Here is a 23,970-nt window from a genome sequence, read left to right on the forward strand (position 1 = left end):
GCATATTACGCTTTCCCGCTTCAGAGTCAAGCGATTATTTCGCTTTTCTCTGCTGACCCGGCGGCTTGCGTGCCGTTGTTCCGTGTCAGTGGAGGCGCATTATAGGGAGTTCTTCCGAAGTGACAAGCACAAAATACAAAAAACTTTTCGTTCGCTCACTTTTCAAACTCAACGCTTATTTAACCCGCGAATCGTCCGTTAAACGCGCAATTTCACGGGCAAAACTGGCAACCTGAGCCCAGTCGGTATAAACCACCTCTTTACGCGTATCGGTTTCGCCGCCCGTCATCTTCATGATCAGGCGGATCATGAAGCGGTCGTACCAGCGATAGCGCGGGTAGCGCAGCGCGCCAGCAAAGACAGAACAGATATCGGGCTGCCAGGGTGAACTCAGCAAAAACTTGCGCGTATAGCTGTTGGTCTGCGGCGTGCGCTTCTCGGCTTTACGGGCGACCAGGTTGACCGAGTAAAATGCGCCGGGCAGCTTATCAAGCTCCGCCGTATGCTTTTTCACAAAGCGATCCAGCGCCGGATGGAAATGGCCGTAACGAATTGACGCGCCAATCACCACACGGTCGTAATCCTGCCAGGAAATTTGCTCCGTGCGATTCAGGTTCACCACATCAGAGTAAATGCCCAGCTCTTTGAGTTCAGAAGCCAGATATGAAGCAATCTCACGCGTTTGCCCGTCACGCGTTGAGAAAAGAATTAACGTTTTCACTAATGTCTCCTTACTCACGCCAGAATGTTGGGGTGAACAACACCAGCAGCGTAAAGACCTCAAGACGACCAAACAGCATATTGGCGATTAAGATCCACTTCGCCACGGGGTTCATACTGGCAAAGTTATCCGCCACTACGCCCAGCCCTGGCCCCAGGTTGTTTAACGTTGCCACCACAGAGGCGAAGGCGGAAAAATCATCCACGCCCGTGGCGATAATGGCCAGCATACTGACAATAAAGACCAGCGCATACGCAGAGAAGAACCCCCACACCGCTTCGAGGATACGCTCCGGCAGCGCGCGGTTCCCCAGCTTGATGCTGTAAACCGCGTTCGGGTGAACCAGACGCTTCAGCTCACGGTTCCCCTGCTTAAACAGCAGCAGAATACGGATCACCTTCAGGCCGCCGCCCGTCGACCCGGCACAGCCGCCGATAAACGCAGAACACAACAGCAGTACCGGCAGGAACAGCGGCCAACGCGCGATACTGTCCGTGGTGAAACCAGCGGTAGTCGCCATTGATACCACCTGGAAGAACGCCTGGTTCAGGGTCGTAACCGCCGAGTTATAGACATCGTGGAACCACAGCACCAGGGTACAGATGATAACCAGCGTCAGCTGGACGCCGATAAACATCCGGAATTCCGGGTCGCGCCAGTACACCTTCAGGCTACGTCCGCTCAGCAACGAGAAGTGTAGACCGTAGTTGCAGCCTGAGATCAGCAGGAAGATAGCAATGATGGTATTGATCGTCGGGCTGTCGAAGTAGCCTACGCTGGCATCGTGCGTAGAGAACCCGCCGATAGCGATAGTCGCAAAGCTGTGCCCGATAGCATCAAAAGCAGGCATCCCGGCAAACCACAGCGCCAGCGCACAGGCCACCGTCAGCAGGACATAGATAAGCCACAGGGTCTTCGCCGTCTCCGCAATGCGCGGGCGCATTTTGTTATCTTTTAGCGGGCCGGGCATTTCGGCCCGGTAAAGCTGCATACCGCCGACGCCCAGAATAGGCAGAATAGCCACCGCCAGGACGATGATCCCCATACCGCCGAACCACTGCAGCATCTGCCGGTAAAAGAGGATCGCATGAGGGAGCGAGTCCAGCCCTACAAGCGTGGTGGCCCCGGTGGTCGTTAAGCCGGAGAACGACTCAAAAAACGCATCCGTGATGGTGAGATTCGGTTGTTCAGAGAAGATAAACGGCAGCGCACCGACGCTTCCCAGCACCGTCCAGAACAGGACGACAATCAGAAAACCTTCCCGGGCTTTCAGCTCGCCTTTCTCACGACGGTTTGGCCACCACAGCAGCGAACCAATGGTCAGCGCAACAAAAAAGGTTTGCGTAAATGCACGCCCCGCGCCGTCCCGGTAGATAAGCGCCACCAGACCGGGAATGATCATCGTTCCGGAAAAAAGTATGACCAGTAATCCAACGATTCGGGTAATGGCACGAAAATGCATCTCTGCCGCTTCCTTAGGTATTCAAAATTGTGAGGTGGGGATTATTCTTCAATCGGCAGTAATTGCAATGAACCGCGACTAAAATCAGCGAGTTTTGCTGAAAAAGCAGCCAGTTCCGCCTGAGGAAGCGCCACGCGTAATTGCACCATTGCCTGATAATCACTGTGCGCGATGACGCCGTTAAACTGTTTAAGCAGTGTTTCTACACCCGAAAGCTGGGCGTAATCGCATAACAAAGTATATTCGGTTAGCGGCGTTTTGCGGGTCGTTGTCAGAAGATTAAGCGCCTGCTGGACTCCGCCACCGTAGGCTTTAACCAGGCCACCGGTGCCTAACAAAATGCCGCCGTAGTAGCGAACCACAACGGCGGTTATCTCGCCCACGCCGCTGCCCATTAGCTGGGAGAGCATCGGTTTTCCGGCCGTGCCCGCCGGTTCACCGTCGTCAGAAAACCCGAGCTGCTGTGAATCGTTCGGCGGCCCGGCTACCCACGCCACGCAGTGGTGGCGGGCATCGGGGTGCTGCGCGCGAACGGACTCGACGAACGCCTTTGCCGCCTCCACGCCGTCGGTATGCGCCAGCAGCGTGATAAAGCGGCTTTTCTTGATTTCCTCAACAAAAGTGACCGGCTCAGCCGGTATCAGCCAGCTTTCCATCAGGCCAGCTTCAGGTCTCGCGTCATGTTCTCGATGCTGTTCTCATGGATAACCACGTTATCTTCGATACGAATGCCGCCAAACGGCTTCAGCGCTTCAATTTTTTCCCAGTTGAAGTGCTTGCTGAACTGCCCTTCACGCCACGGCGCCAGCAGAGATTCAATAAAGTAGATGCCCGGCTCGATGGTCAATACCATGCGCGGTGCCAGAACGCGGGTACAGCGCAGGTAAGGATATTTCGACGGCGCCGCCAGGTGCGTACCGGTATCGTCCTGCATAAAGCCCGCGACGTCGTGTACCTGCAAACCCAGCGGGTGGCCGATACCGTGCGGCATAAATGGCCCGGTCAGATCGTTCTCAACCATCGCCTCTTCGCTCATGTCTTTGACAATCTGATGCTTGCGCAGCAGTTTAGCGATGCGCTGATGGAACTGGATATGGTAATCCACATAGCTGGTACCCGCTTTCATGGTGCCGATCAGCGCCAGCTGTTCATCGTTCACGTCTTTAATCAGGTGCGCAAAATCGGTATCCGCATTCGCCGCCCACGTACGGGTGAGGTCTGCCGCGTAGCCGTTGTACTCGGCACCCGCGTCAAGCAGGAAGCTGCGCATCTCAGACGGAACCTGGTGATCCAGTTTGGTATAGTGCAGAACCGAGGCATGCTCGTTGAGCGCCACGATGTTGCTGTAAGGCACGTCGGTATCGCGGTGACCGGTCGCGGTCAGGTACGCCAGGTTGATATCGAACTCGCTCATGCCTGACTGGAACGCCTCATGCGCCGCGCGGTGGCCATTTACCGCCGTTTTTTGCGCTTCGCGCATGCAGTAAAGTTCGTAGTCGGTCTTATAAGCGCGATAGTAATGCAGATAATCCAGTACCCCTTTCGGGTTGAGCTTATCGGCCGGGATATCCAGGCCCAGCGCGCGTTCAGGCACAGGGCCAATGTAGCCGATGTTGCCGCGCGCCGCTGGCAGCTGGCTGCCAATGCCGTCCGCTTTCGGCAGCGCAATCACGTCAATTTCTTCAGTCCAGAAAGAGGTCGGCAGCGGTTCCACGTTGTGCCAGTAATCCACCGGCAGGTAGAACCACAGTTTCGGCTTGTTCACGCCATCCACCAGCAGCCAGCAATTTGGAACCTGCGTGACGGGCACCCAGGCTTTAAACTGCGGGTTAACCTTGAAGGGATAAGCGTGGTCATCAAGAAACGTATTCATCAGCTCGCCGGAGTGGATCAGCAGGGCATCCAGCTTGAAGCGGGCCAGTACATCGCGGGTACGTTCCTGTAGGGTAACGATATGATTTTTATAGAGAGAAGCCAGTGAGTCCATCATTCTTCCTTTCGTTTTTTTGACCTCAAGTCATCGCATCTTAGCACACCTCACTCCGGCTGCGTGATTTCCGCCGACCGTGATCAGCGCAGCATTTTCTTAATGAGTAATTTGCATTTTATTAACATAAATTCCACACTCCGTCTCATCTGGTATGACCAGATCCAATTGCTGGATTCAGGAGACCGACATGCTCTACAAAGGCGACACCCTGTACGTAGACTGGCTGGAAGATGGCATTGCCGAACTGGTGTTCGATGCCCCCGGCTCAGTGAACAAGCTTGATACCGCGACGGTGGCCAGTCTTGGCCAGGCGCTGGATGTACTTGAAAAGCAATCAGATTTGAAAGGGCTGCTGCTGCGCTCAAACAAAGCGGCCTTTATCGTTGGTGCAGATATCACCGAGTTTCTGTCGCTGTTTATGGTGCCGGAAGAACAGCTGAGCCAGTGGCTGCATTTCGCCAACAGCGTCTTTAATCGTCTGGAAGACCTGCCTGTCCCGACCATTTCCGCCGTTAACGGCTACGCGCTGGGCGGCGGCTGCGAATGTGTGTTAGCCACTGATTACCGTCTGGCCACCCCTGACCTGCGCATCGGCCTGCCGGAGACCAAACTGGGCATTATGCCGGGCTTTGGCGGCTCCGTGCGTATGCCGCGCATGCTGGGCGCAGACAGCGCGCTGGAAATCATTGCCGCAGGTAAAGACGTTGGCGCGGAGCAGGCGCAGAAAATCGGCCTGGTGGACGGCGTCGTCAAACCTGAGAAACTGGTCGACGGTGCCGTCGCCATTCTGCGACAGGCGATTAACGGCGACCTCGACTGGAAAGCCAAACGCCAGCCGAAGCTCGAGCCACTGAAGCTCAGCAAAATTGAAGCCACCATGAGCTTTACCATCGCCAAAGGCATGGTGATGCAGACGGCAGGTAAACACTACCCGGCGCCCATCACGGCGGTAAAAACCATCGAAGCCGCAGCCCGTCTGGGTCGCGATGAAGCCCTGAAGCTTGAAAATCAGAGCTTTGTCCCGCTGGCGCACACCAGTGAAGCCCGCGCGCTGGTCGGCATCTTCCTTAACGATCAGTTCGTTAAGGGAAAGGCTAAACAGCTGACCAAAAACGTTGAGACGCCAAAACACGCGGCGGTGCTCGGCGCCGGCATTATGGGCGGCGGCATCGCTTACCAGTCCGCCTGGAAAGGCGTGCCGGTTGTGATGAAAGACATCAATGAAAAATCCCTGACGCTGGGCATGACCGAAGCGGCCAAGCTGCTGAATAAACAGCTTGAGCGCGGCAAAATTGACGGACTGAAGCTCTCCGGCGTGATCTCCACCATTCAGCCCGTGCTGGAATACAGCGGTTTCGATCGCGTTGACGTGGTGGTTGAAGCGGTCGTCGAGAACCCGAACGTTAAAAAAGCGGTGCTGGCCGAAACCGAAGAGAAGGTTCGTCCGGAAACCGTGCTGGCCTCCAACACCTCCACCATCCCCATCAGCGAACTGGCGAGCGTGCTGAAGCGTCCGGAAAACTTCTGCGGGATGCACTTCTTTAACCCGGTGCACCGTATGCCGCTGGTCGAAGTGATCCGTGGGGAAAAAACCTCTGACGACACCATCGCCAAAGTGGTGGCGTGGGCCAGCAAAATGGGCAAAACGCCAATCGTCGTTAACGACTGCCCGGGCTTCTTCGTTAACCGCGTGCTGTTCCCGTACTTCGCCGGTTTCAGCCAGCTGCTGCGCGACGGCGCGGACTTCCGCAAAATCGACAAAGTGATGGAAAAACGGTTCGGCTGGCCGATGGGCCCGGCCTACCTGCTGGACGTGGTCGGGATCGACACCGCGCATCACGCCCAGGCGGTCATGGCTGCCGGCTTCCCGCAGCGTATGCAGAAAGACTATCGCGACGCGATTGACGCCCTGTTCGATGCCAGCCGCTTTGGTCAGAAAAACGGCCTGGGCTTCTGGCGCTATAAGGAAGACAGCAAAGGCAAACCGAAGAAAGAAGAAGATCCGGCGGTGGATGGCCTGCTGGCCGACGTCAGTCAGCCGAAACGCGACTTCACCGACGATGAAATCATCGCCCGCATGATGATCCCGATGATTAACGAAGTGGTGCGCTGTCTGGAAGAAGGCATTATCGCCAGCCCGGCAGAAGCGGATATGGCGCTGGTGTACGGTCTGGGCTTCCCGCCGTTCCACGGCGGCGCGTTCCGCTGGCTGGATACGCTCGGCAGCGCCCGCTACCTCGATATGGCTCAGCAGTATCAGCACCTCGGCCCGCTTTATGACGTGCCGGAAGGTCTGCGTAACAAAGCGCGCCATAACGAACCCTACTATCCAGCAGTCGAGCCAGCCCGTCCGGTTGGCGCGCTGAAAACGGCTTAAGGAGTCACAATGGAAAAGGTTGTCATTGTTGATGCGATTCGCACCCCGATGGGCCGTTCAAAAGGCGGCGCGTTCCGTAACGTGCGGGCGGAAGATCTCTCCGCGCACCTGATGCGTAGCCTGCTGGCGCGTAACCCGGCGCTGGACCCAACAGCGCTGGACGATATCTACTGGGGCTGCGTGCAGCAGACCCTGGAGCAGGGCTTTAACATCGCCCGTAATGCGTCCCTGCTGGCAGAAATCCCGCATTCGGTTCCGGCGGTTACCGTTAACCGCCTGTGCGGTTCGTCAATGCAGGCCCTGCACGACGCGGCGCGCATGATCATGACCGGCGACGCGCAGGCCTGCCTGGTGGGCGGCGTGGAGCATATGGGCCACGTGCCGATGATCCACGGGGTCGATTTCCACCCGGGCATGAGCCGCAACGTGGCGAAAGCCGCCGGTATGATGGGCCTGACCGCCGAGATGCTCTCCCGCCTGCACGGCATCAGCCGTGAAATGCAGGATGCCTTCGCCGCGCGCTCGCACGCCCGCGCCTGGGCCGCCACGCAGTCCGGCGCGTTTAAGAATGAGATTATCCCAACCGGCGGCCACGACGCTGACGGCGTACTGAAGCAGTTCAGCTACGACGAAGTGATCCGTCCTGAAACCACGGTCGAAGCGCTTTCTGCCCTGCGTCCGGCATTTGATCCGGTCACCGGCACGGTAACGGCGGGCACCTCGTCTGCCCTGTCCGACGGCGCCGCCGCAATGCTGGTGATGAGCGAAAGCCGCGCCCGCGAGCTAGGCCTGACCCCGCGTGCCCGCGTGCGTTCGATGGCGGTCGTGGGCTGCGATCCTTCCATCATGGGTTACGGTCCGGTTCCGGCGTCAAAACTGGCGCTGAAAAAAGCGGGGCTGAGCGCAAGTGATATCGATCTGTTCGAGATGAACGAAGCCTTCGCCGCGCAGATCCTGCCGTGCATTAAGGATCTGGGCCTGATGGATCAGGTAGACGAGAAGATTAACCTCAACGGCGGCGCGATTGCCCTCGGCCACCCGCTGGGCTGCTCCGGGGCGCGCATCAGCACCACGCTGATTAACCTGATGGAACGCAAAGATGCTCAGTTTGGTCTGGCAACAATGTGTATCGGGCTGGGTCAGGGTATCGCAACGGTATTTGAGAGAGTGTAATAAAAAAGCCGGGCTGCTTTTGCCGCCCGGCATGAGTTTAGTTGCCGTTCTTCCCGCCTGTCAGGGGCGGGTTTTTTGCATTATTGCAGCAGCGAAATATCCGCCACGCGCAGGAACAGCTCGCGCAGCTTCTCAAGCATAGAGAGACGGTTAATACGCAGCTCTTTATCTTCCACGTTCACCATCACTTTCTCGAAGAAGGCGTCGATCACGTCACGCAGCTCCGCCAGCTCCACCAGCGCTTCCTGGTAGCGGCCTTCCGCGAAGTACGGTTCCAGCTTGTCACGCAGCACGACAACCTGCATCGCCAGAGCGATCTCTTCCGGCTCTTTCAGCGTCGCGGCGTTTACTCGCTCGTTCAGCGTCTCGTCGGATTTCGCGAGGATGTTAGAGACTCGCTTGTTGGCCGCGGCCAGGGCTGATGCCGCTTCCAGCGTACGGAAGTGCGATACCGCCTTCATTCGCGCATCGAAATCTGCCGGACGGGTTGGACGGCGCGCCAGCACCGCCTGAATGGTATCGACGCTGTAGCCTTCGTCCTGATACCACGCGCGGAAACGACCGAGCATAAAGTCGATAACATCATCCACAACCTTCGCATTGGTCAGCTTGTCGCCGTACAGACGCACCGCTTCTTCGGTCAGCGTTTGCAGATCGAGGTTCAGGTTCTTCTCAACGATGATACGCAGCACGCCCAGCGCGGCACGACGCAGCGCGAACGGGTCTTTGTCGCCTTTTGGATGCTGACCGATACCGAAGATGCCCGCCAGGGTGTCCATCTTATCGGCAATCGCCACGGCGCAGGCAACCGGGTTAGACGGCAGATCGTCACCGGCAAAGCGCGGCTGGTACTGCTCGTTCAGGGCTACCGCCACATCTTCCGCTTCGCCATCGTGACGCGCGTAGTGCATGCCCATGACGCCCTGGGTGTCGGTAAATTCGAACACCATGTTGGTCATCAGGTCGCACTTGGAGAGCAGTCCCGCGCGGGTGGCGTGGTTAACGTCCGCGCCAATTTCACGGGCAATCCAGCCGGACAGTTCCGCGATACGGTCGGTCTTGTCGCGCAGCGTACCCAGCTGCTGCTGGAACAGTACGGTTTGCAGACGCGGCAGGTTATCTTCCAGACGTTTTTTACGGTCGGTATTGAAGAAGAACTCGGCATCCGCCAGACGCGGACGCACCACTTTCTCGTTACCGGAGATAATCTGGCTCGGATCTTTGGATTCGATGTTCGCAACGAAGATGAAGTTTGGCAGCAGCTTGCCGTCGTTGGCGTAAACCGGGAAGTACTTCTGGTCACCCTTCATGGTGTACACCAGCGCTTCTGCCGGAACGGCGAGGAATTTCTCTTCGAACTTCGCGGTCAGCACAACTGGCCATTCAACCAGAGAGGTGACTTCTTCCAGCAGGCTGTCGCTCAGGTCGGCGTTTCCGCCAATCTTGCGCGCCGCTTCTTCTGCGTCCGCTTTAATTTTGGCTTTACGCTGTTCGTAGTCAGCAATGACCTTACCGCGCTCCAGCAGGATCTGTGGATACTGGTCGGCATTGTCGATGGTGAACTCTGGCTCGCCCATAAAGCGGTGGCCGCGAATGACGCGATCGGACGCCACGCCCAGAATGGTTGCCGGAATAACGGTGTCGCCCAGCAGCAGGGTCACGGTGTGAACCGGACGCACGAAGTGAACGTCAGACGCGCCCCAGCGCATCAGCTTAGGAATCGGCAGCTTAGCCAGCGAGGTCGCGATCATGTTCGGCAGCAGCGCTTCTGCGCTTTCGCCTTTTACATGGGCACGATACAGCAGCCATTCACCTTTATCGGTTGTCAGACGCTCGGCCTGGTCAACGGTGATGCCGCAGCCGCGCGCCCAGCCTTCAGCCGCCTTGCTTGGCTTGCCTTCCGCGTCGAACGCCTGGGCAATCGCCGGGCCACGTTTTTCGACTTCACGATCCGGCTGGGATGCCGCCAGATTTGCCACCTTCAGCGCCAGACGACGCGGGGCAGCAAACCACTCAATTTTACCGTGCGCCAGGCCGGCGTTATCCAGCTCAGCAGTGACGTTCGCAGCGAAAGACTCAGCCAGGCTGCGCAGGGCTTTTGGTGGCAGCTCTTCGGTGCCGATTTCCACCAGGAAAGTTTTCTCAGACATGGCCGCCTCTTATTTGTTTCGGTTGCACATCGGGAAGCCAAGGGCTTCACGGGACGCGTAGTAAGCTTCTGCAACGGCTTTGGTCAGGGTACGAATACGCAGAATGTAGCGCTGACGTTCAGTCACGGAGATCGCTTTGCGGGCATCCAGCAGGTTGAAGCTGTGGGCGGCCTTCAGAATACGCTCGTAGGCAGGCAGCGGCAGCGGAGTCTCCAGCGCCAGCAGCTGCTGCGCTTCTTTCTCGTACTGCTCGAAGCAGGTGAACAGGAAGTCCACGTCCGCGTATTCGAAGTTATAGGTGGATTGCTCCACTTCGTTCTGATGGAACACGTCGCCGTAGGTGGTTTTACCCAGCGGGCCGTCGCTCCAGACCAGGTCGTAAACGCTGTCTACGCCCTGAATGTACATTGCCAGACGTTCCAGACCATAGGTGATTTCACCGGTGATCGGCTTACATTCCAGACCGCCAACCTGCTGGAAGTAGGTAAACTGGGTCACTTCCATGCCGTTCAGCCACACTTCCCAACCCAGACCCCAGGCACCCAGCGTTGGGTTCTCCCAGTTGTCTTCCACGAAACGAATGTCGTGAATGGTCGGATCCATACCCAGCTCTTTCAGTGACCCGAGGTACAGTTCCTGAATATTGTCTGGTGATGGCTTAATCACCACCTGGAACTGATAGTAGTGCTGCAGACGGTTCGGGTTTTCGCCGTAACGGCCATCGGTCGGACGACGGGATGGCTGCACGTAGGCGGTCGCCATTGGCTCCGGCCCTAACGCGCGCAGGCTGGTCATCGGGTGTGAGGTGCCTGCGCCAACTTCCATGTCCAAAGGTTGAACAATGGTGCAGCCCTGACGAGCCCAGTAATCCTGTAAGGTCAGGATCAGGCCCTGGAAGGTCTTGGTATCAAACTTTTGCATAGTATTTCGTGCTGGATACGTGTGGTTTTAAATGGAAGGGATCAGTATACCCGCTGGCTGCAAGATATACAGTACGAAACGGGGTTGTTTAAGATAAATTGGGGAATAAGGCGCGTAGCCAGAACCTGTAAGGGCTCTGGCTGCTGATTATGCGAGCAGTTTAGCGCATTGAGAGATGTAAAAACTGGCCGTCTGCATCAAAAGAGCAGACAAAGCCCTCTTTACGTGCAGTATAGCCTTTAAGCTCATAGCTGCCCTGAAAGCGCTCAAAGCCGGTCACGTTTATTTTCTGTGCATCAGCGTTATAGCGGTGAGCCGCCCGATCTTTGCACAGCTGCTCCATGTTCAGGGAGCGCTCCGGGCTGATTTTTCCCTGCTGCGCTTTTTGTGCAGGTGCCTCCTCAGAAGCACTGCATCCCGCTAATAAAAGCAGCAGAAAGAGTGACGCCCCACGCTTCATCATCATTTTTATTACCGCCCTGGCCAGTGGCTGTTATTTTTAGTAGCAATACGTTTATAGAGTAAAGTCCTTCATTCTGCGAATCTCGCCTGCTCCCTACAAGATAGCCTGGCTAAACTCAGAATTTTCCAAGGGAAAAGATTTACCCAAACGCAGTCACACTTTCTTTATCAGGAATACAGAGGAACTGATGCAGTCAAAAATTAACTGGATTGATAACCTGCGGGGAATAGCCTGTCTGATGGTGGTGATGATCCACACGACGACCTGGTATGTCACAAACGCGCACAGTATCAGCCCCGTTAACTGGGATGTCGCCAATATTCTGAACTCGGCCTCCCGCGTGAGCGTCCCGCTGTTCTTTATGATTTCCGGTTTTCTCTTTTTTGGCGAGCGGAGCGCGCAGCCGAGACATTTCATCCGTATCGCCTCGTGTCTGCTTTTCTACAGCGCCATTTCTCTGGTCTACATTACCCTGTTCACCTCAATTAACGCCGGACTTTCCCTGACCAACCTGCTGCAAAAACCCGTGTTCTATCATCTGTGGTTTTTCTTCGCGATAATCGTCATTTATCTGGTTTCACCGTTAATTCAGGTAAAAAACGTCAGCGGTAAAATGCTGCTGGCGCTGATGGTGGTCATCGGGATTGTGGCAAACCCGAATACCGTCTCGCAGAAAATAGCGGGCTTTGAGTGGCTGCCCGTCAATCTCTATATCAACGGCGACACGTTCTACTACGTGCTGTACGGCATGCTGGGGCGCGCCATCGGCATGATGACCACGCAAAAGCGGGGAATGAACTGGCTTTGCGCGGCAGCGTTTATCGCCAGCGTGTTTATTATCTCTCGCGGGACGCTGCACGAGCTGCAATGGCGCGGCAACTTTGCCGATACCTGGTATCTGTACTGCGGTCCGATGGTCTTTATCTGCGCGATTTCCCTGCTGACCCTGGTGAAAAACACCCTGAACGAACGTCCGCTTCCGGTGCTGGGGTTCATCTCACGCCACTCGCTGGGCATTTACGGTTTTCACGCGCTGGCGATCCACGCCCTGCGTACGCGCGGCGTTGAGCTTAAAAGCTGGCCGGTGCTGGATATTGTCTGGATTTTTACCGCCACGCTGGCCATCAGCCTGTTGCTCTCGATGCTGCTGCAACGCATCGATACGCGCAGGTTTGTGAGCTAACCCGGTTGAAGGCTGGCAGGCCGGGTAAGCGTTAGCGCCCCCCGGCTCCTGTTTATGACATTAGCGGCAAAAGCTGCTGATAGATTTTGCGGAACACGTCCCGTCGTTCGGCATAGCGGGCGTGGTTTTTCGCATCGGGAAAATGCTGCTGTTCAAGCGGCAGTTGCGGCAAAAGCTGGTTCAGTGGCTTATCCGGGTTAAGCGCAATTTGCGCCAGTCGCGCCGCACCGAGCGCAGGGCCGACGTCTCCCCCGGTGCGGTAGTCCAGCGTGAGTCCGCTGATATCGCAAAGCATTTGCCGCCAGTAGCTGCTGCGCGCACCGCCCCCAATGAGCGTAATGCTGGATGGCTTCAGGCCACAGTTATGCACCACATCCATTCCGTCCGCCAGCGCATAACCGACACCTTCAAGCACCGCGCGCGCCAGCTCCGCCGGGCCGTGCTGATGGGTAAGACCGAAGAATACCCCTTTTGCTTCCGGATTGTTGTGCGGTGTCCGCTCGCCGGAAAGATAGGGTAAAAACCAGACCGCACCGGCATTTTCATCCGCCTGCTGTGCCGCTGCGATAAGCGCAGGGACGTCCGCCATTCCGGTGAGCTTCGCCGCCCAGTCCAGGCAGGACGCCGCGCTCAGCATCACCGACATCAGATGCCATTTTCCCGGCAGCGCGTGGCAGAAGCTGTGTACGGCACTTTCAGGGTTACTTCGATAGCCGTCACTCACGGCAAAATAGACGCCAGAAGTGCCGAGCGAGAGCATGGCCTGCCCTGCGCCCACCATCCCTACGCCCACGGCACCCGCCGCGTTATCGCCACCGCCGGCAACAACCGGCACGGCCGGCATATTCCAGCGTTCCGCAATGGATGGCTGCAAAGCACCCGTTATTTCACTGCCTTCGAACAGCGCAGGCATGTGCTCGCGCGTCAGATGGCAGGCATCGAGCATCGCCTCGCTCCAGTCCCGTTTCGCCACGTCGAGCCACAGGGTGCCGGCGGCGTCAGACATATCGCTGGCAAAATCCCCCGTCATGCGAAAACGCAGGTAGTCTTTTGGCAACAGAACCTTCGCCACCTGGCGGAAAACGTCGGGTTCATGGCGCTGCACCCACAGTAATTTGGGGGCTGTGAAGCCGGGCATCATCAGGTTGCCGGTGATGTCGCGGGACGTGGGCACGCGCTCTTCAAGCAGCGTGCACTCTTCTGCACAGCGCCCGTCATTCCAGAGAATCGCCGGGCGCAGGACGCGGTGCTGGCTATCCAGCAGCGTGGCGCCATGCATTTGCCCGGCAATGCCCAGCGCTTTCACGTCGCGCAGGCTGTGCTGCTCGCCCAACGCTTTCATTGCGCAATCCGTCGCCTGCCACCACTGCTCCGGATCCTGCTCAGACCACAGCGGATGCGGGCGTGAAACCTGTAGCTTTTCAGTCTGCGTTGCGACTACCTCGCCCTGCTCGCTTAACAGGATGGCTTTCACACCCGACGTGCCAAGATCGATCCCGATATACATTGCGGTGACTCCTTTGACAAAAATGCCCGGCAGCGCGCGGCGAGCCGGGCCTGTGTTTTTACTTATCGAACAGATAGTGATTAACCAGGTTTTCCAGCAGCTCCTGGTGTCCGCTCTGATGCTGCGGTGCCAGCTGATGCTGTTCAGCGTACTTCGCGATCTCCGCAAGCGATAACTGACCTTTCAGTATTTGCTGGCCCAGCTCGCTGTTCCATCCGCTGTAACGCTTCGCCACGCGCTTATCCAGCTCTCCGTCTTCAATCATACGGGCCGCCACTTTCAGCGCCAGCGCCATGGTGTCCATCGCTCCAATATGGCCGTAGAACAGATCGTATTTGTCGGTGCTCTGGCGACGCACTTTGGCGTCGAAGTTCAGGCCGCCGGTGGTGAAACCGCCCGCTTTGACGATTTCGTACATCACCAGCGCATTCTCTTCCACGCTGTTCGGGAACTGGTCGGTGTCCCAGCCCAGCTGCGGGTCGCCACGGTTCGCATCCACCGAGCCGAAGATACCCAGCGCAATCGCAGAGGCAATTTCGTGATGGAAGGAGTGCCCCGCCAGGGTGGCGTGGTTAGCCTCAATGTTCACTTTGATCTCTTTTTCCAGACCAAACTGCTTCAGGAAGCCATACACGGTGGCGACATCGTAGTCATACTGATGCTTGGTTGGCTCCTGCGGTTTTGGCTCAATCAGCAGCGTGCCGCGGAAGCCAATTTTGTGTTTGTGATCCACCACCATCTGCATGAAGCGGCCAATCTGCTCGCGCTCCTGACGCAGGTCGGTATTGAGCAGCGTTTCATAGCCTTCGCGACCGCCCCAGAGAACGTAGTTCTCGCCACCCAGCTGATGCGTGGCGTTCATTGCGGTCACGACCTGAGTAGCCGCCCAGCTAAAGACTTCCGGGTCCGGGTTGGTTGCCGCACCCGCGCCGTAGCGGGGGTTAGTAAAGCAGTTAGCGGTACCCCAGAGCAGCTTCACGCCGCTTTGTTGCTGTTTTTCAGCCAGCACGTCGACCATCTGCGCAAAATTGTTCAGATACTCCTTCAGCGACGCCCCTTCCGGCGACACGTCCACGTCGTGGAAACAGTAGTACGGCACGTTCAGCTTATGGAAGAACTCGAACGCGACGTCGGCTTTACGCTTTGCCAGCTCGATGGCCTCGCCCGGCTGCTGCCAGGGGCGGTCAAAAGCGCCCACACCGAACATATCGGCACCGTTCCAGCAGAAGGTGTGCCAGTAACAGGCGGCAAAGCGCAAGTGATCTTCCATGCGCTTACCCAGCACCAGCTCATCCGGGTTGTAATGACGAAATGCTAAAGGATTGGTCGTTTTCGTGCCTTCGAAACGAACGCGATCGAGTTGGTCGAAATAAGCTTGCATATTGAGCTCCATAATCAGGGTATGCGGCGTGGTATTGCTTCTGGAGTAATAGTGAATAGACATTTTGGGTTGCTCAATTACGTTATTTCACACTGCTATTGAGAGAATGCACAACTGTGCGCTGGCTCGCAAAATAATGTGCAGACAAACTATTTTTCGGCGCATATTCCAGAATCAAATGTAATTAGTAGGTTACGCTTTTTAAAATCCGATCGCGGTCATAAATTCAGAAATAAACCAAATATCGTAATGAGAAGATAAAAATCTGTAATTGCCAGCAGGCCTTTCCACGTTAAAAATTTGCTGCGTCTCAGCAGTGAACGTTTCTTTTATCTCAGCTACACATACCCTACAAAAAGGCCTAATAATTATGAAGATAAAGAACCTGACCCTAACGCTCTGCACTACTCTCCTGCTTGCAAGCTTTGCCGGGCACGCCAAAGAGGTCAAAATCGGCATGGCGATTGACGACTTACGCCTGGAGCGCTGGCAAAAAGATCGCGATATCTTTGTTAAAAAAGCGGAATCTCTCGGTGCGGAGGTGTTCGTTCAGTCCGCTAACGGCAACGAAGAGACGCAAATGTCGCAAATCGAGAATATGATCAACCGGGGCGTCGATGTGCTGGTCATTATCCCGTATAACGGCCAGGTATTAAGCAACGTGGTGAAAGAAGCTAAACAGGAAGGCATAAAAGTTCTGGCCTATGACCGCATGATTAATAATGCGGATATTGATTATTATATTTCGTTCGACAATGAGAAAGTCGGTGAATTACAGGCTAAAAGCCTGGTGGCTAAAGTGCCGCAGGGAAATTATTTCCTGATGGGCGGCTCGCCGGTGGATAACAACGCCAAGCTGTTCCGCCAGGGGCAAATGAAAGTGCTTAAGCCATATATCGACGAGGGGAAAATTAAGGTCGTCGGTGACCAGTGGGTTGACGGCTGGTTACCGGAAAACGCGCTGAAAATCATGGAAAACGCGCTAACCGCGAACAATAACAAAATCGACGCGGTGGTAGCCTCTAACGATGCCACGGCGGGGGGCGCCATTCAGGCGCTGAGCGCTCAGGGGCTTGCCGGAAAAGTCGCTATCTCCGGCCAGGATGCAGACCTTGCGGGTGTGAAACGAATTATCGCGGGCACCCAGACCATGACGGTTTATAAACCCATCACCGAGCTTGCCAATACGGCCGCTGAAATTGCCGTTGAGCTGGGCAATGGCCAACAGCCTAAAGCAGATGCAACGTTAAATAACGGCCTGAAAGACGTGCCTGCTCGCCTGTTAACCCCTATTGAAGTCAACAAAGAGAATATTGACGCCACGGTGGTAAAAGACGGTTTCCATAAGAAGAGTGAACTGTAATCCAGCGCAGCCCCTGCCCGGCAGGGGCGCATCGTTCTGCCCTGTTCATCTGTCGGGCTATGTGGAGCAGTTATGTCTTATTTACTTGAAATGAAAAGCATCACCAAAGCCTTCGGGGCGGTGAAAGCCGTCGACAATGTAAGCCTGCACCTGAACGCTGGCGAGGTACTCTCCCTGTGCGGCGAAAATGGCTCGGGGAAATCCACCCTGATGAAAGTGTTGTGTGGGATCTACCCGCACGGCAGCTATGAGGGCGAAATCGTTTTTGCCGGTGAGGTGCTCCAGGCCACGCACATTCGCGATACCGAGCGTAAGGGCATCGCCATCATTCACCAGGAGCTGGCGCTGGTGAAGCACCTTACCGTGCTGGAAAATATCTTCCTCGGGGCCGAGCTCTCGCGCCACGGCGTGCTGGATTACGACACCATGACGCTGCGCTGCGAAAAGCTACTGGCGCAGGTGAGCCTTACCATTTCACCGGATACCCGCGTAGGCGACCTGGGTCTGGGCCAGCAGCAGCTGGTGGAGATCGCCAAGGCGCTTAATAAACAGGTACGCCTGCTGATCCTCGATGAGCCGACCGCCTCGCTCACCGAACAGGAAACCGCCGTACTGCTCAACATCATCCGCGACCTGCAACATCACGGCATCGCCTGCATCTATATTTCGCACAAGCTCAACGAGGTCAAGGCCATTTCAGACACCATCTGCGTGATCCGCGACGGGCAGCACATCGGCACCCGTGAAGCGGAAGGCATGAGTGAGGATGACATCATCACCATGATGGTAGGCCGCGAACTGACCGCGCTGTACCCCAACGAACCGCACGCCATCGGCGAAGAGATCCTGCGCGTGGAAAACCTGACGGCATGGCACCCCGTCAACCGCCACATCAGGCGCGTAAACAATATCTCCTTCTCGCTGCACCGCGGTGAAATTCTCGGCATTGCGGGTTTAGTGGGTGCCGGACGGACCGAGGCCGTGCAGTGTCTGTTCGGCGTCTGGCCCGGACGCTGGGAAGGCACAATCTATATCGACGGCCAGCCGGTGAAAATCGACAGCTGCCAGCAGGCTATTGCCAAAGGCATTGCCATGGTGCCTGAAGACCGCAAAAAAGACGGCATCGTGCCGGTGATGGCGGTGGGAAAAAATATCACGCTGGCGGCGCTCGGACAGTTTACCGGCGCGCTGAGCAGCCTGGATGATGCCGCAGAACAGCAGTGTATTCTCCAGTCGCTCGCCAGGCTTAAGGTGAAAACGTCCTCACCGGAGCTGGCGATAGGGCGCCTGAGCGGCGGCAACCAGCAGAAGGCCATTCTGGCGCGCTGCCTGCTGCTTAATCCGCGCATTTTAATCCTGGATGAACCCACCCGCGGGATCGATATCGGCGCGAAGTATGAAATCTACAAGCTGATCAACCAGCTCGTGCAGCAAGGGATTGCCGTTATTGTCATCTCATCTGAATTGCCGGAAGTGCTGGGGCTGAGCGACCGCGTGCTGGTCATGCACGAAGGGAAACTCAAAGCCAACCTGAACAACCAGAACCTGACGCAGGAGCAGGTGATGGAAGCTGCCTTAAGGAGCGAACGCCATGTCGAAAAGCAACCCGTCTGATATCAAAGTCGCTGTTCCGACGCCCGGTGCGTTCGCAGGACTTAAATCGCTGAATCTGCAAGTTTTTGTGATGATTGCAGCCATTATCGTCATCATGTTGTTCTTTACCTGGATGACCGATGGCTCCTATTTGAGCGCGCGTAACATCTCAAACCTGCTGCGTCAGACCGCTATCACCGGCATCCTGGCTGTGGGGATGGTATTCGTCATTATCTCCGCGGAAATTGACCTGTCGGTAGGGTCGATGATGGGCCTGCTCGGCGGCGTGGCGGCCATCTTTGACGTCTGGCTCGGCTGGCCGCTGCCGCTGACGATTGCGGTGACGCTGGTGCTGGGCCTGCTGCTTGGGGCATGGAATGGCTGGTGGGTGGCCTACCGTAAAGTCCCGTCGTTTATCGTCACCTTAGCGGGGATGCTGGCCTTCCGCGGCATTTTGATTGGTATTACCAACGGCACCACCGTCTCCCCCACCAGCGCCTCCATGTCCCAGATCGGCCAAAGCTACCTCTCAGACGGGGTCGGCTTTACGATCGGCGTGGTTGGGATGATGGCGTTTATCGCGTGGCAATGGCGTGGACGCATGCGTCGTCAGGCGCTGGGACTGGCTTCCCCTGCTTCAACCTCGGTTGTTGGCCGCCAGGCACTTACCGCCGTAATTGTGCTGGGGGCCATCTGGCTGCTGAACGATTATCGCGGTGTCCCGACGCCCGTTCTGCTGCTGGCGCTGTTGCTGCTGGGTGGGATGTTTATGGCCACACGTACCGCCTTCGGTCGCCGTATTTATGCCATCGGCGGCAATCTTGAAGCCGCGCGTCTGTCGGGCATCAACGTGGAGCGCACCAAACTCGCCGTCTTTGCCATTAACGGGCTGATGGTGGCCATCGCCGGGCTAATCCTTAGCTCGCGTCTGGGCGCGGGTTCCCCCTCCGCCGGTAATATTGCCGAGCTGGATGCCATCGCCGCCTGCGTGATTGGCGGAACCAGCCTTGCCGGGGGCATTGGCAGCGTGGCGGGGGCGGTAATGGGCGCATTTATTATGGCTTCGCTGGATAACGGGATGAGTATGATGGACGTGCCGACGTTTTGGCAGTATATCGTCAAGGGTGCCATTCTTTTGCTGGCAGTCTGGATGGACTCGGCCACCAAGCGGCGCGCCTGATAACAGTATCGTGACTAATTTGGGAAAGTGAACCATGTTTGAAAAGCGTCACCGCATTACGTTGTTATTCAATGCCAATAAAGCCTATGACCGCCAGGTGGTTGAAGGGGTTGGTGAATATTTGCAGGCGTCGCAATCTGAATGGGATATTTTCATCGAAGAAGATTTCCGCACCCGTCTGGAGAACATTAAAGACTGGCTGGGAGATGGGGTCATCGCTGACTTTGACGATCCCGTGATTGAGCAGCTGCTCAACGGCGTCGACGTCCCTATCGTGGGCGTTGGCGGCTCCTACCATTCGCCGGAACATTATCCCCCCGTCCATTACATCGCCACGGATAACCACGCCCTGGTCGAGGCCGCCTTTCTCCATCTAAAAGAGAAAGGCGTACATCGTTTTGCGTTTTACGGGCTGCCCGCCACCAGCGGAAAGCGCTGGGCGATGGAGCGCGAATATGCCTTCTGCCAGCTGGTGGCTCAGGAAAAGTACCGCGGCGTGGTGTATCAGGGGCTGGAAACCGCACCAGAAAACTGGCAGCACGCGCAAAACCGGCTGGCTGACTGGCTGCAAACGCTGCCGCCGCAGACCGGAATTATCGCCGTGACGGACGCCCGCGCCCGCCACGTACTGCAGGTATGCGAACATTTGCACATTCCGGTGCCTGAAAAGCTGTGCGTGATTGGTATCGATAACGAGGAGCTTACGCGCTATCTGTCTCGCGTGGCGCTCTCATCGGTGGCGCAGGGTACCCGTCAGATGGGCTATCAGGCCGCGAAGCTGCTGCACAGGCTGTTAGACAACGAGTCCCTTCCGCTTCAGCGCCAGCTGGTTCCGCCCGTTCGGGTGGTGGAGCGTCGTTCAACCGACTACCGTTCGTTAAACGATCCGGCCGTGATTCAGGCGATGCACTACATTCGTAACCACGCCTGCAAAGGGATTAAGGTCGATCAGGTGCTGGATTCGGTCGGCATTTCACGTTCGAATCTCGAGAAGCGGTTCAAGGAGGAAGTGGGCGAGACGATCCACGCCGTTATTCACGCGGAAAAGCTGGAGAAAGCTCGCAGTCTGCTGATCTCCACCTCACTGTCGATTAACGAGATTTCACAGATGTGCGGCTACCCGTCGTTACAGTATTTCTATTCGGTGTTCAGGAAAGAGTACGACACCACGCCGAAAGAGTACCGTGAACGGTACAGCGAAGTCCTGCTTTAGAAATAAGAACGCCTTCCGGTGGAAGGCGTTTTTCATTACATATGCGCGGCAATCAGACGCTGGTTATCCTGGTACATTGAGAACAGGTAGTTGTTGTAGCGCTGTCCCTGGGTGGAATAACCTTTCAGCTTGTGGATCATCGCCGTAGCCGTCACTTCCTGATCCGCCTTACGCAGCTGCGCGCGCGACTTACGGAACGAAGAGTAGGCCGGGTGGGTGTTCAGATTCACCACATAGGCATGTACGGAATCTTTCACCGATTCAAACTGTGAATAGCCCTTCACCTTGCCTGGCGCATTGGTGCAACGACCTTTTGCGCATTTCATACCAAACAGGTTGTTGTTGCTGCGGGCCAGCTTCGAGGTGCCCCAGCCGCTTTCAGCGGCGGCCATCGTCGCGACCATACTGCCCGGAATGATGTCCACGCGCTCTAACAGCGAGTTCCACGGCACGCGACGCGTGTTCCCGTTCCACTTCACCTTATAGCGTTTGGCAATATCTTTCAGGCGCGTGCGCTCGGACGACGACCAGCGGCTATCGTACTGTTTGGAGATCAGCCAGTTACGATCCGCCGTAATCGCGGCATTTTGACTTTTAATGTAAGGCATTACCGTCCGGAGAAACGCTTTTTTTCGTGGTGTCCCGGAAGGGTATTTTCGCAAATCAGGAAGTGAACTACTCTTTGCACTATTGCGAGAATACTCTTGTTTACTGCTAACCTTACTGCTTGTCGTCTTTATTACGTGGGCTTTCTTACTCGTTGTATCCGTGTGCGTCTTTGCAAGCACCTCACCTGAAAACGCCATGGTGAGTAACATGAGTATCGCGGCCCCATATCGTCGAATGGGAGTCGATATCATTAGGTCTCCTGGTCGGATATAAGCATTCCAACACCTTATTTTGTTTAAAAATTTGAGAGCGGAATCTCAAATCATACCAAAAATAGTCCTCAAGAGCACGTATACAAATAGTCCAATTCCGAAACTATGTCATCCCGGACGTGCTCAATTAACCATCAATACTGAAAAAATGTGTGCGATATCGCAGATAACTGCCTAAATTTGCGCGGGATCACTCATCCCTTCGCGTCCTCCCGGCAGAAAGCGCCGCAGGAGGAGTTTTTCCCCTGAGCCGAATGGCACACTGGTTAAAAATGCCGCGACAGGAAAATGGAATGAAACGCACTGCATTAGCTTTTCTGATGTTACCCGCACTCGCCCATGCCGGCTGGTCATCGCCGGGGTTTGACGCGTTTAGCGCTGAAGGTACCGGCGTCTTTACCGGTCAGGCAACGCTTGCGAAGGGTACCCGTCCGCTGACGCTGAGTCTTGACAACGCGTGCTGGCAGCCGACGGGCGCCATTAAGCTCAATGAAATGCTGTCGCTCAAACCGTGCGAAGGCACGCCTCCTCAGTGGCGGGTATTCCGTGACGGTGATTACCAGATGCGTATCGATACGCGTTCGGGAACGCCAACTCTGATGCTGACGGTGCAAAGTGCGGCCCGGCAGCCCGTCGCAAACGTCATTCGCCAGTGTCCGAAGTGGGACGGGAAACCGCTCACCCTCGACGTGGCTGACACCTTCCCGGAAGGAACGGTGGTGCGTGATTTCTACAGCAAACAGACCGCAACCGTCCTGAATGGCAAAGTTACCCTCCAGCCAGCCGCGAACAGCAACGGCCTGCTGCTGCTGGAGCGCGCCGAAACCGACAAACCCGCGCCGTTCAGCTGGCAAAACGCCACCGTCTATTTCGTGCTGACCGATCGCTTTGTGAATGGCGATCCCGCCAACGACAACAGCTACGGCCGCCATAAGGACGGAATGCAGGAGATTGGCACCTTCCACGGCGGCGATCTGAAGGGGCTGACCAGCAAGCTGGATTACCTCCAGCAGCTGGGCGTGAACGCGCTCTGGATAAGTTCTCCGCTGGAGCAGATCCACGGCTGGGTTGGCGGCGGAACCAAAGGAGATTTCCCCCACTACGCTTACCACGGCTATTACACCCAGGACTGGACGAAACTCGATGCCAACATGGGCAGCGAAGATGATTTACGTCAGCTTGTCGACGAAGCGCACAGGCGCGGTATCCGCATCCTGTTTGATATCGTCATGAACCACGCGGGCTACGCGACGCTTGCGGATATGCAGGAGTATCAGTTTGGCGCGCTGTATGTTCAGGGCGATGAGCTGAAAAAAACGCTCGGCGAGCGCTGGACAGACTGGAAGCCAGGTGCGGGACAAAGCTGGCACAGCTTCAACGACTATATCAACTTCAGTGATAAGGCCGCGTGGGAAAAATGGTGGGGTAAAAAATGGATCCGCACCGATATCGGCGATTACGACAACCCCGGCTTTGACGATTTGACCATGTCCCTGGCGTTTCTGCCGGACCTGAAAACGGAATCGACCACACCATCCGGCTTGCCCAACTTTTATCAACACAAGCCCGACACCCGCGCAAAAGCGGTAGCCGGGTTTACGCCGCGCGATTACCTGACCCACTGGCTCAGCCAGTGGGTGCGTGATTACGGCATCGACGGTTTCCGAGTCGACACGGCAAAACACGTTGAGCATGGAGCCTGGCTGCAGCTGAAAGACCAGGCAAGCCAGGCGCTGGCCGCGTGGAAAGCCGCCAACCCCGACAAAAAACTCGATAATGCGCCGTTCTGGATGACCGGTGAATCCTGGGGCCACGGCGTAATGCAGAGCGATTATTATCGCCACGGCTTCGATGCGATGATCAACTTTGACTATCAGGAGCAGGCCGCGAAGGCGGTGGAGTGTCTGGCGGATATGGATTTAACCTGGCAGCAGATGGCCGAAAAGCTGCAAAGCTTTAACGTGCTGAGCTACCTCTCCTCGCACGATACGCGCCTGTTCCGGGAAGGCGGCCAGCGCGCCGCTGAGCTGCTGCTGCTGGCTCCGGGAAGCGTGCAGATCTTTTACGGCGATGAATCAGAGCGCCCCTTTGGCCCGACGGGCTCCGACCCGCTACAGGGCACCCGCTCGGATATGAACTGGCAGGACGTAACGGGTAAACAGGCTCTGACCGTCGCCCACTGGCAGCTTCTGGGGCAGTTCCGCGCCCGCCATCCGGCGATGGGTGAAGGCAAGCAAACCACGCTTTCGCTGAAAGACGGGTATGGCTTTGTGCGCGAACATAAGGGCGATAAGGTGATGGTAGTGTGGGCGGGGAATCAGTAGGTCGCCTCCCCTCACCCTAACCCTCTCCCCAAAGGGAGAGGGGACTGCACGGCGCGGCCTTTCACCAGAACGATTCACTACACAAATC

At 56.5% G+C, this 23,970-nt stretch carries 18 protein-coding genes; 8 read left to right on the forward strand and 10 right to left on the reverse strand.

All coding sequences use genetic code 11. The features are described from left to right. Positions 1-175: 175 nt before the first annotated feature. The 4 genes from hemG to pepQ are packed head-to-tail and all read right to left on the reverse strand — an operon-like array spanning position 176 to position 4,170. Positions 176-721 (reverse strand): menaquinone-dependent protoporphyrinogen IX dehydrogenase, encoded by a 546-nt coding sequence (hemG, locus tag OWK27_RS22465; RefSeq protein ID WP_193355516.1) that lies wholly within the window; start codon positions 719-721, stop codon positions 176-178. 10 nt (positions 722-731) lie between these two features. Continuing rightward, positions 732-2,183 carry a Trk system potassium transporter TrkH gene (gene trkH / locus OWK27_RS22470; protein WP_148422501.1) on the reverse strand — a complete coding sequence of 484 codons (1,452 nt, stop codon included), beginning with the start codon at positions 2,181-2,183 and terminating at the stop codon, positions 732-734. 41 nt (positions 2,184-2,224) lie between these two features. Further along, on the reverse strand, positions 2,225-2,839 hold the full coding sequence (locus OWK27_RS22475) for an IMPACT family protein (protein ID WP_176609233.1): 615 nt from the start codon (positions 2,837-2,839) through the stop codon (positions 2,225-2,227). Continuing rightward, the gene (gene pepQ, locus OWK27_RS22480; protein ID WP_148422506.1) at positions 2,839-4,170 is read right to left on the reverse strand and encodes a Xaa-Pro dipeptidase; all 1,332 of its coding nucleotides are present in this window, start codon (positions 4,168-4,170) and stop codon (positions 2,839-2,841) included. Before pepQ ends, OWK27_RS22475 begins: the two co-directional genes overlap by 1 nt. A gap of 190 nt (positions 4,171-4,360) precedes the next feature. Between pepQ and fadB the strand changes: the two genes are divergently transcribed. Together fadB and fadA are read left to right on the forward strand one after the other, a co-directional pair. Next, entirely contained in the window at positions 4,361-6,550 is a 2,190-nt protein-coding gene (gene fadB, locus OWK27_RS22485; RefSeq protein ID WP_267591262.1) for a fatty acid oxidation complex subunit alpha FadB, read from the forward strand. Between the two features lie 9 nt (positions 6,551-6,559). Continuing rightward, the gene (gene fadA / locus OWK27_RS22490) at positions 6,560-7,723 is read left to right on the forward strand and encodes an acetyl-CoA C-acyltransferase FadA (protein ID WP_267591263.1); all 1,164 of its coding nucleotides are present in this window, start codon (positions 6,560-6,562) and stop codon (positions 7,721-7,723) included. 80 nt (positions 7,724-7,803) lie between these two features. Here fadA and glyS read toward each other — a convergent pair whose 3' ends face one another. The 3 genes from glyS to OWK27_RS22505 all read right to left on the reverse strand — a co-directional run bounded on the left by glyS (position 7,804) and on the right by OWK27_RS22505 (position 11,260). Then, entirely contained in the window at positions 7,804-9,873 is a 2,070-nt protein-coding gene (gene glyS, locus OWK27_RS22495) for a glycine--tRNA ligase subunit beta (protein WP_148422497.1), read from the reverse strand. Positions 9,874-9,882: 9 nt separating this feature from the next. Next, positions 9,883-10,794 carry a glycine--tRNA ligase subunit alpha gene (glyQ, locus tag OWK27_RS22500; RefSeq protein ID WP_003860141.1) on the reverse strand — a complete coding sequence of 304 codons (912 nt, stop codon included), beginning with the start codon at positions 10,792-10,794 and terminating at the stop codon, positions 9,883-9,885. Positions 10,795-10,954: 160 nt separating this feature from the next. After that, a complete protein-coding gene (locus OWK27_RS22505; protein WP_148422496.1) occupies positions 10,955-11,260 on the reverse strand; it encodes a YsaB family lipoprotein in 306 nt (101 codons plus the stop codon). A gap of 184 nt (positions 11,261-11,444) precedes the next feature. Here OWK27_RS22505 and OWK27_RS22510 point away from each other — a divergent pair, with 184 nt between their 5' ends. Next, on the forward strand, positions 11,445-12,440 hold the full coding sequence (locus OWK27_RS22510) for an acyltransferase (RefSeq protein WP_267591264.1): 996 nt from the start codon (positions 11,445-11,447) through the stop codon (positions 12,438-12,440). 52 nt (positions 12,441-12,492) lie between these two features. On the opposite strand, the gene xylB is transcribed toward OWK27_RS22510, so the two are convergent. Both xylB and xylA read right to left on the reverse strand, forming a co-directional pair. After that, the gene (xylB, locus tag OWK27_RS22515; RefSeq protein WP_267591265.1) at positions 12,493-13,947 is read right to left on the reverse strand and encodes a xylulokinase; all 1,455 of its coding nucleotides are present in this window, start codon (positions 13,945-13,947) and stop codon (positions 12,493-12,495) included. Positions 13,948-14,005: 58 nt separating this feature from the next. After that, entirely contained in the window at positions 14,006-15,328 is a 1,323-nt protein-coding gene (gene xylA, locus OWK27_RS22520; RefSeq protein WP_148422505.1) for a xylose isomerase, read from the reverse strand. A gap of 370 nt (positions 15,329-15,698) precedes the next feature. On the opposite strand from xylA, the gene xylF reads away from it, so the two are divergent. The 4 genes from xylF (at position 15,699) to xylR (ending at position 20,677) form a co-directional block, all read left to right on the forward strand. Next, positions 15,699-16,691: a D-xylose ABC transporter substrate-binding protein gene (gene xylF / locus OWK27_RS22525; protein WP_176609227.1), complete on the forward strand. Its 993-nt coding sequence runs from the start codon at positions 15,699-15,701 to the stop codon at positions 16,689-16,691. Between the two features lie 72 nt (positions 16,692-16,763). Beyond that, a complete protein-coding gene (locus OWK27_RS22530) occupies positions 16,764-18,305 on the forward strand; it encodes a xylose ABC transporter ATP-binding protein (RefSeq protein WP_267591266.1) in 1,542 nt (513 codons plus the stop codon). Beyond that, positions 18,283-19,464: a xylose ABC transporter permease XylH gene (xylH, locus tag OWK27_RS22535; RefSeq protein WP_148422491.1), complete on the forward strand. Its 1,182-nt coding sequence runs from the start codon at positions 18,283-18,285 to the stop codon at positions 19,462-19,464. The genes OWK27_RS22530 and xylH overlap by 23 nt, the downstream gene beginning before the upstream one ends. Positions 19,465-19,498: 34 nt before the next feature. Further along, the gene (xylR, locus tag OWK27_RS22540; RefSeq protein ID WP_148422490.1) at positions 19,499-20,677 is read left to right on the forward strand and encodes a D-xylose utilization transcriptional activator XylR; all 1,179 of its coding nucleotides are present in this window, start codon (positions 19,499-19,501) and stop codon (positions 20,675-20,677) included. 35 nt (positions 20,678-20,712) lie between these two features. Here the strand turns inward: xylR and OWK27_RS22545 are convergent, their stop codons facing one another. Further along, entirely contained in the window at positions 20,713-21,537 is an 825-nt protein-coding gene (locus tag OWK27_RS22545) for a protein bax (protein ID WP_267591267.1), read from the reverse strand. A gap of 314 nt (positions 21,538-21,851) precedes the next feature. On the opposite strand from OWK27_RS22545, the gene OWK27_RS22550 reads away from it, so the two are divergent. Further along, positions 21,852-23,882 (forward strand): alpha-amylase, encoded by a 2,031-nt coding sequence (locus OWK27_RS22550; RefSeq protein ID WP_267591268.1) that lies wholly within the window; start codon positions 21,852-21,854, stop codon positions 23,880-23,882. The last annotated feature ends 88 nt before the right edge of the window (positions 23,883-23,970 follow it).

The organism is Enterobacter cloacae complex sp. 2022EL-00788, from assembly GCF_026627565.1.
GTDB lineage: Bacteria > Pseudomonadota > Gammaproteobacteria > Enterobacterales > Enterobacteriaceae > Enterobacter > Enterobacter pasteurii.

Excerpts from the sequence above, each read along its gene's own strand:
- trkH (WP_148422501.1), bottom strand. The coding sequence starts at position 2,183 with ATGCATTTTCGTGCCATTACCCGAATCGTTGGATTACTGGTCATACTT.
- OWK27_RS22475 (WP_176609233.1), bottom strand. The coding sequence starts at position 2,839 with ATGGAAAGCTGGCTGATACCGGCTGAGCCGGTCACTTTTGTTGAGGAA.
- pepQ (WP_148422506.1), bottom strand. The coding sequence starts at position 4,170 with ATGGACTCACTGGCTTCTCTCTATAAAAATCATATCGTTACCCTACAG.
- fadB (WP_267591262.1), top strand. The coding sequence starts at position 4,361 with ATGCTCTACAAAGGCGACACCCTGTACGTAGACTGGCTGGAAGATGGC.
- fadA (WP_267591263.1), top strand. The coding sequence starts at position 6,560 with ATGGAAAAGGTTGTCATTGTTGATGCGATTCGCACCCCGATGGGCCGT.
- glyS (WP_148422497.1), bottom strand. The coding sequence starts at position 9,873 with ATGTCTGAGAAAACTTTCCTGGTGGAAATCGGCACCGAAGAGCTGCCA.
- glyQ (WP_003860141.1), bottom strand. The coding sequence starts at position 10,794 with ATGCAAAAGTTTGATACCAAGACCTTCCAGGGCCTGATCCTGACCTTA.
- OWK27_RS22505 (WP_148422496.1), bottom strand. The coding sequence starts at position 11,260 with ATGATGATGAAGCGTGGGGCGTCACTCTTTCTGCTGCTTTTATTAGCG.
- OWK27_RS22510 (WP_267591264.1), top strand. The coding sequence starts at position 11,445 with ATGCAGTCAAAAATTAACTGGATTGATAACCTGCGGGGAATAGCCTGT.
- xylB (WP_267591265.1), bottom strand. The coding sequence starts at position 13,947 with ATGTATATCGGGATCGATCTTGGCACGTCGGGTGTGAAAGCCATCCTG.
- xylA (WP_148422505.1), bottom strand. The coding sequence starts at position 15,328 with ATGCAAGCTTATTTCGACCAACTCGATCGCGTTCGTTTCGAAGGCACG.
- xylF (WP_176609227.1), top strand. The coding sequence starts at position 15,699 with ATGAAGATAAAGAACCTGACCCTAACGCTCTGCACTACTCTCCTGCTT.
- OWK27_RS22530 (WP_267591266.1), top strand. The coding sequence starts at position 16,764 with ATGTCTTATTTACTTGAAATGAAAAGCATCACCAAAGCCTTCGGGGCG.
- xylH (WP_148422491.1), top strand. The coding sequence starts at position 18,283 with ATGTCGAAAAGCAACCCGTCTGATATCAAAGTCGCTGTTCCGACGCCC.
- xylR (WP_148422490.1), top strand. The coding sequence starts at position 19,499 with ATGTTTGAAAAGCGTCACCGCATTACGTTGTTATTCAATGCCAATAAA.
- OWK27_RS22545 (WP_267591267.1), bottom strand. The coding sequence starts at position 21,537 with ATGATATCGACTCCCATTCGACGATATGGGGCCGCGATACTCATGTTA.
- OWK27_RS22550 (WP_267591268.1), top strand. The coding sequence starts at position 21,852 with ATGAAACGCACTGCATTAGCTTTTCTGATGTTACCCGCACTCGCCCAT.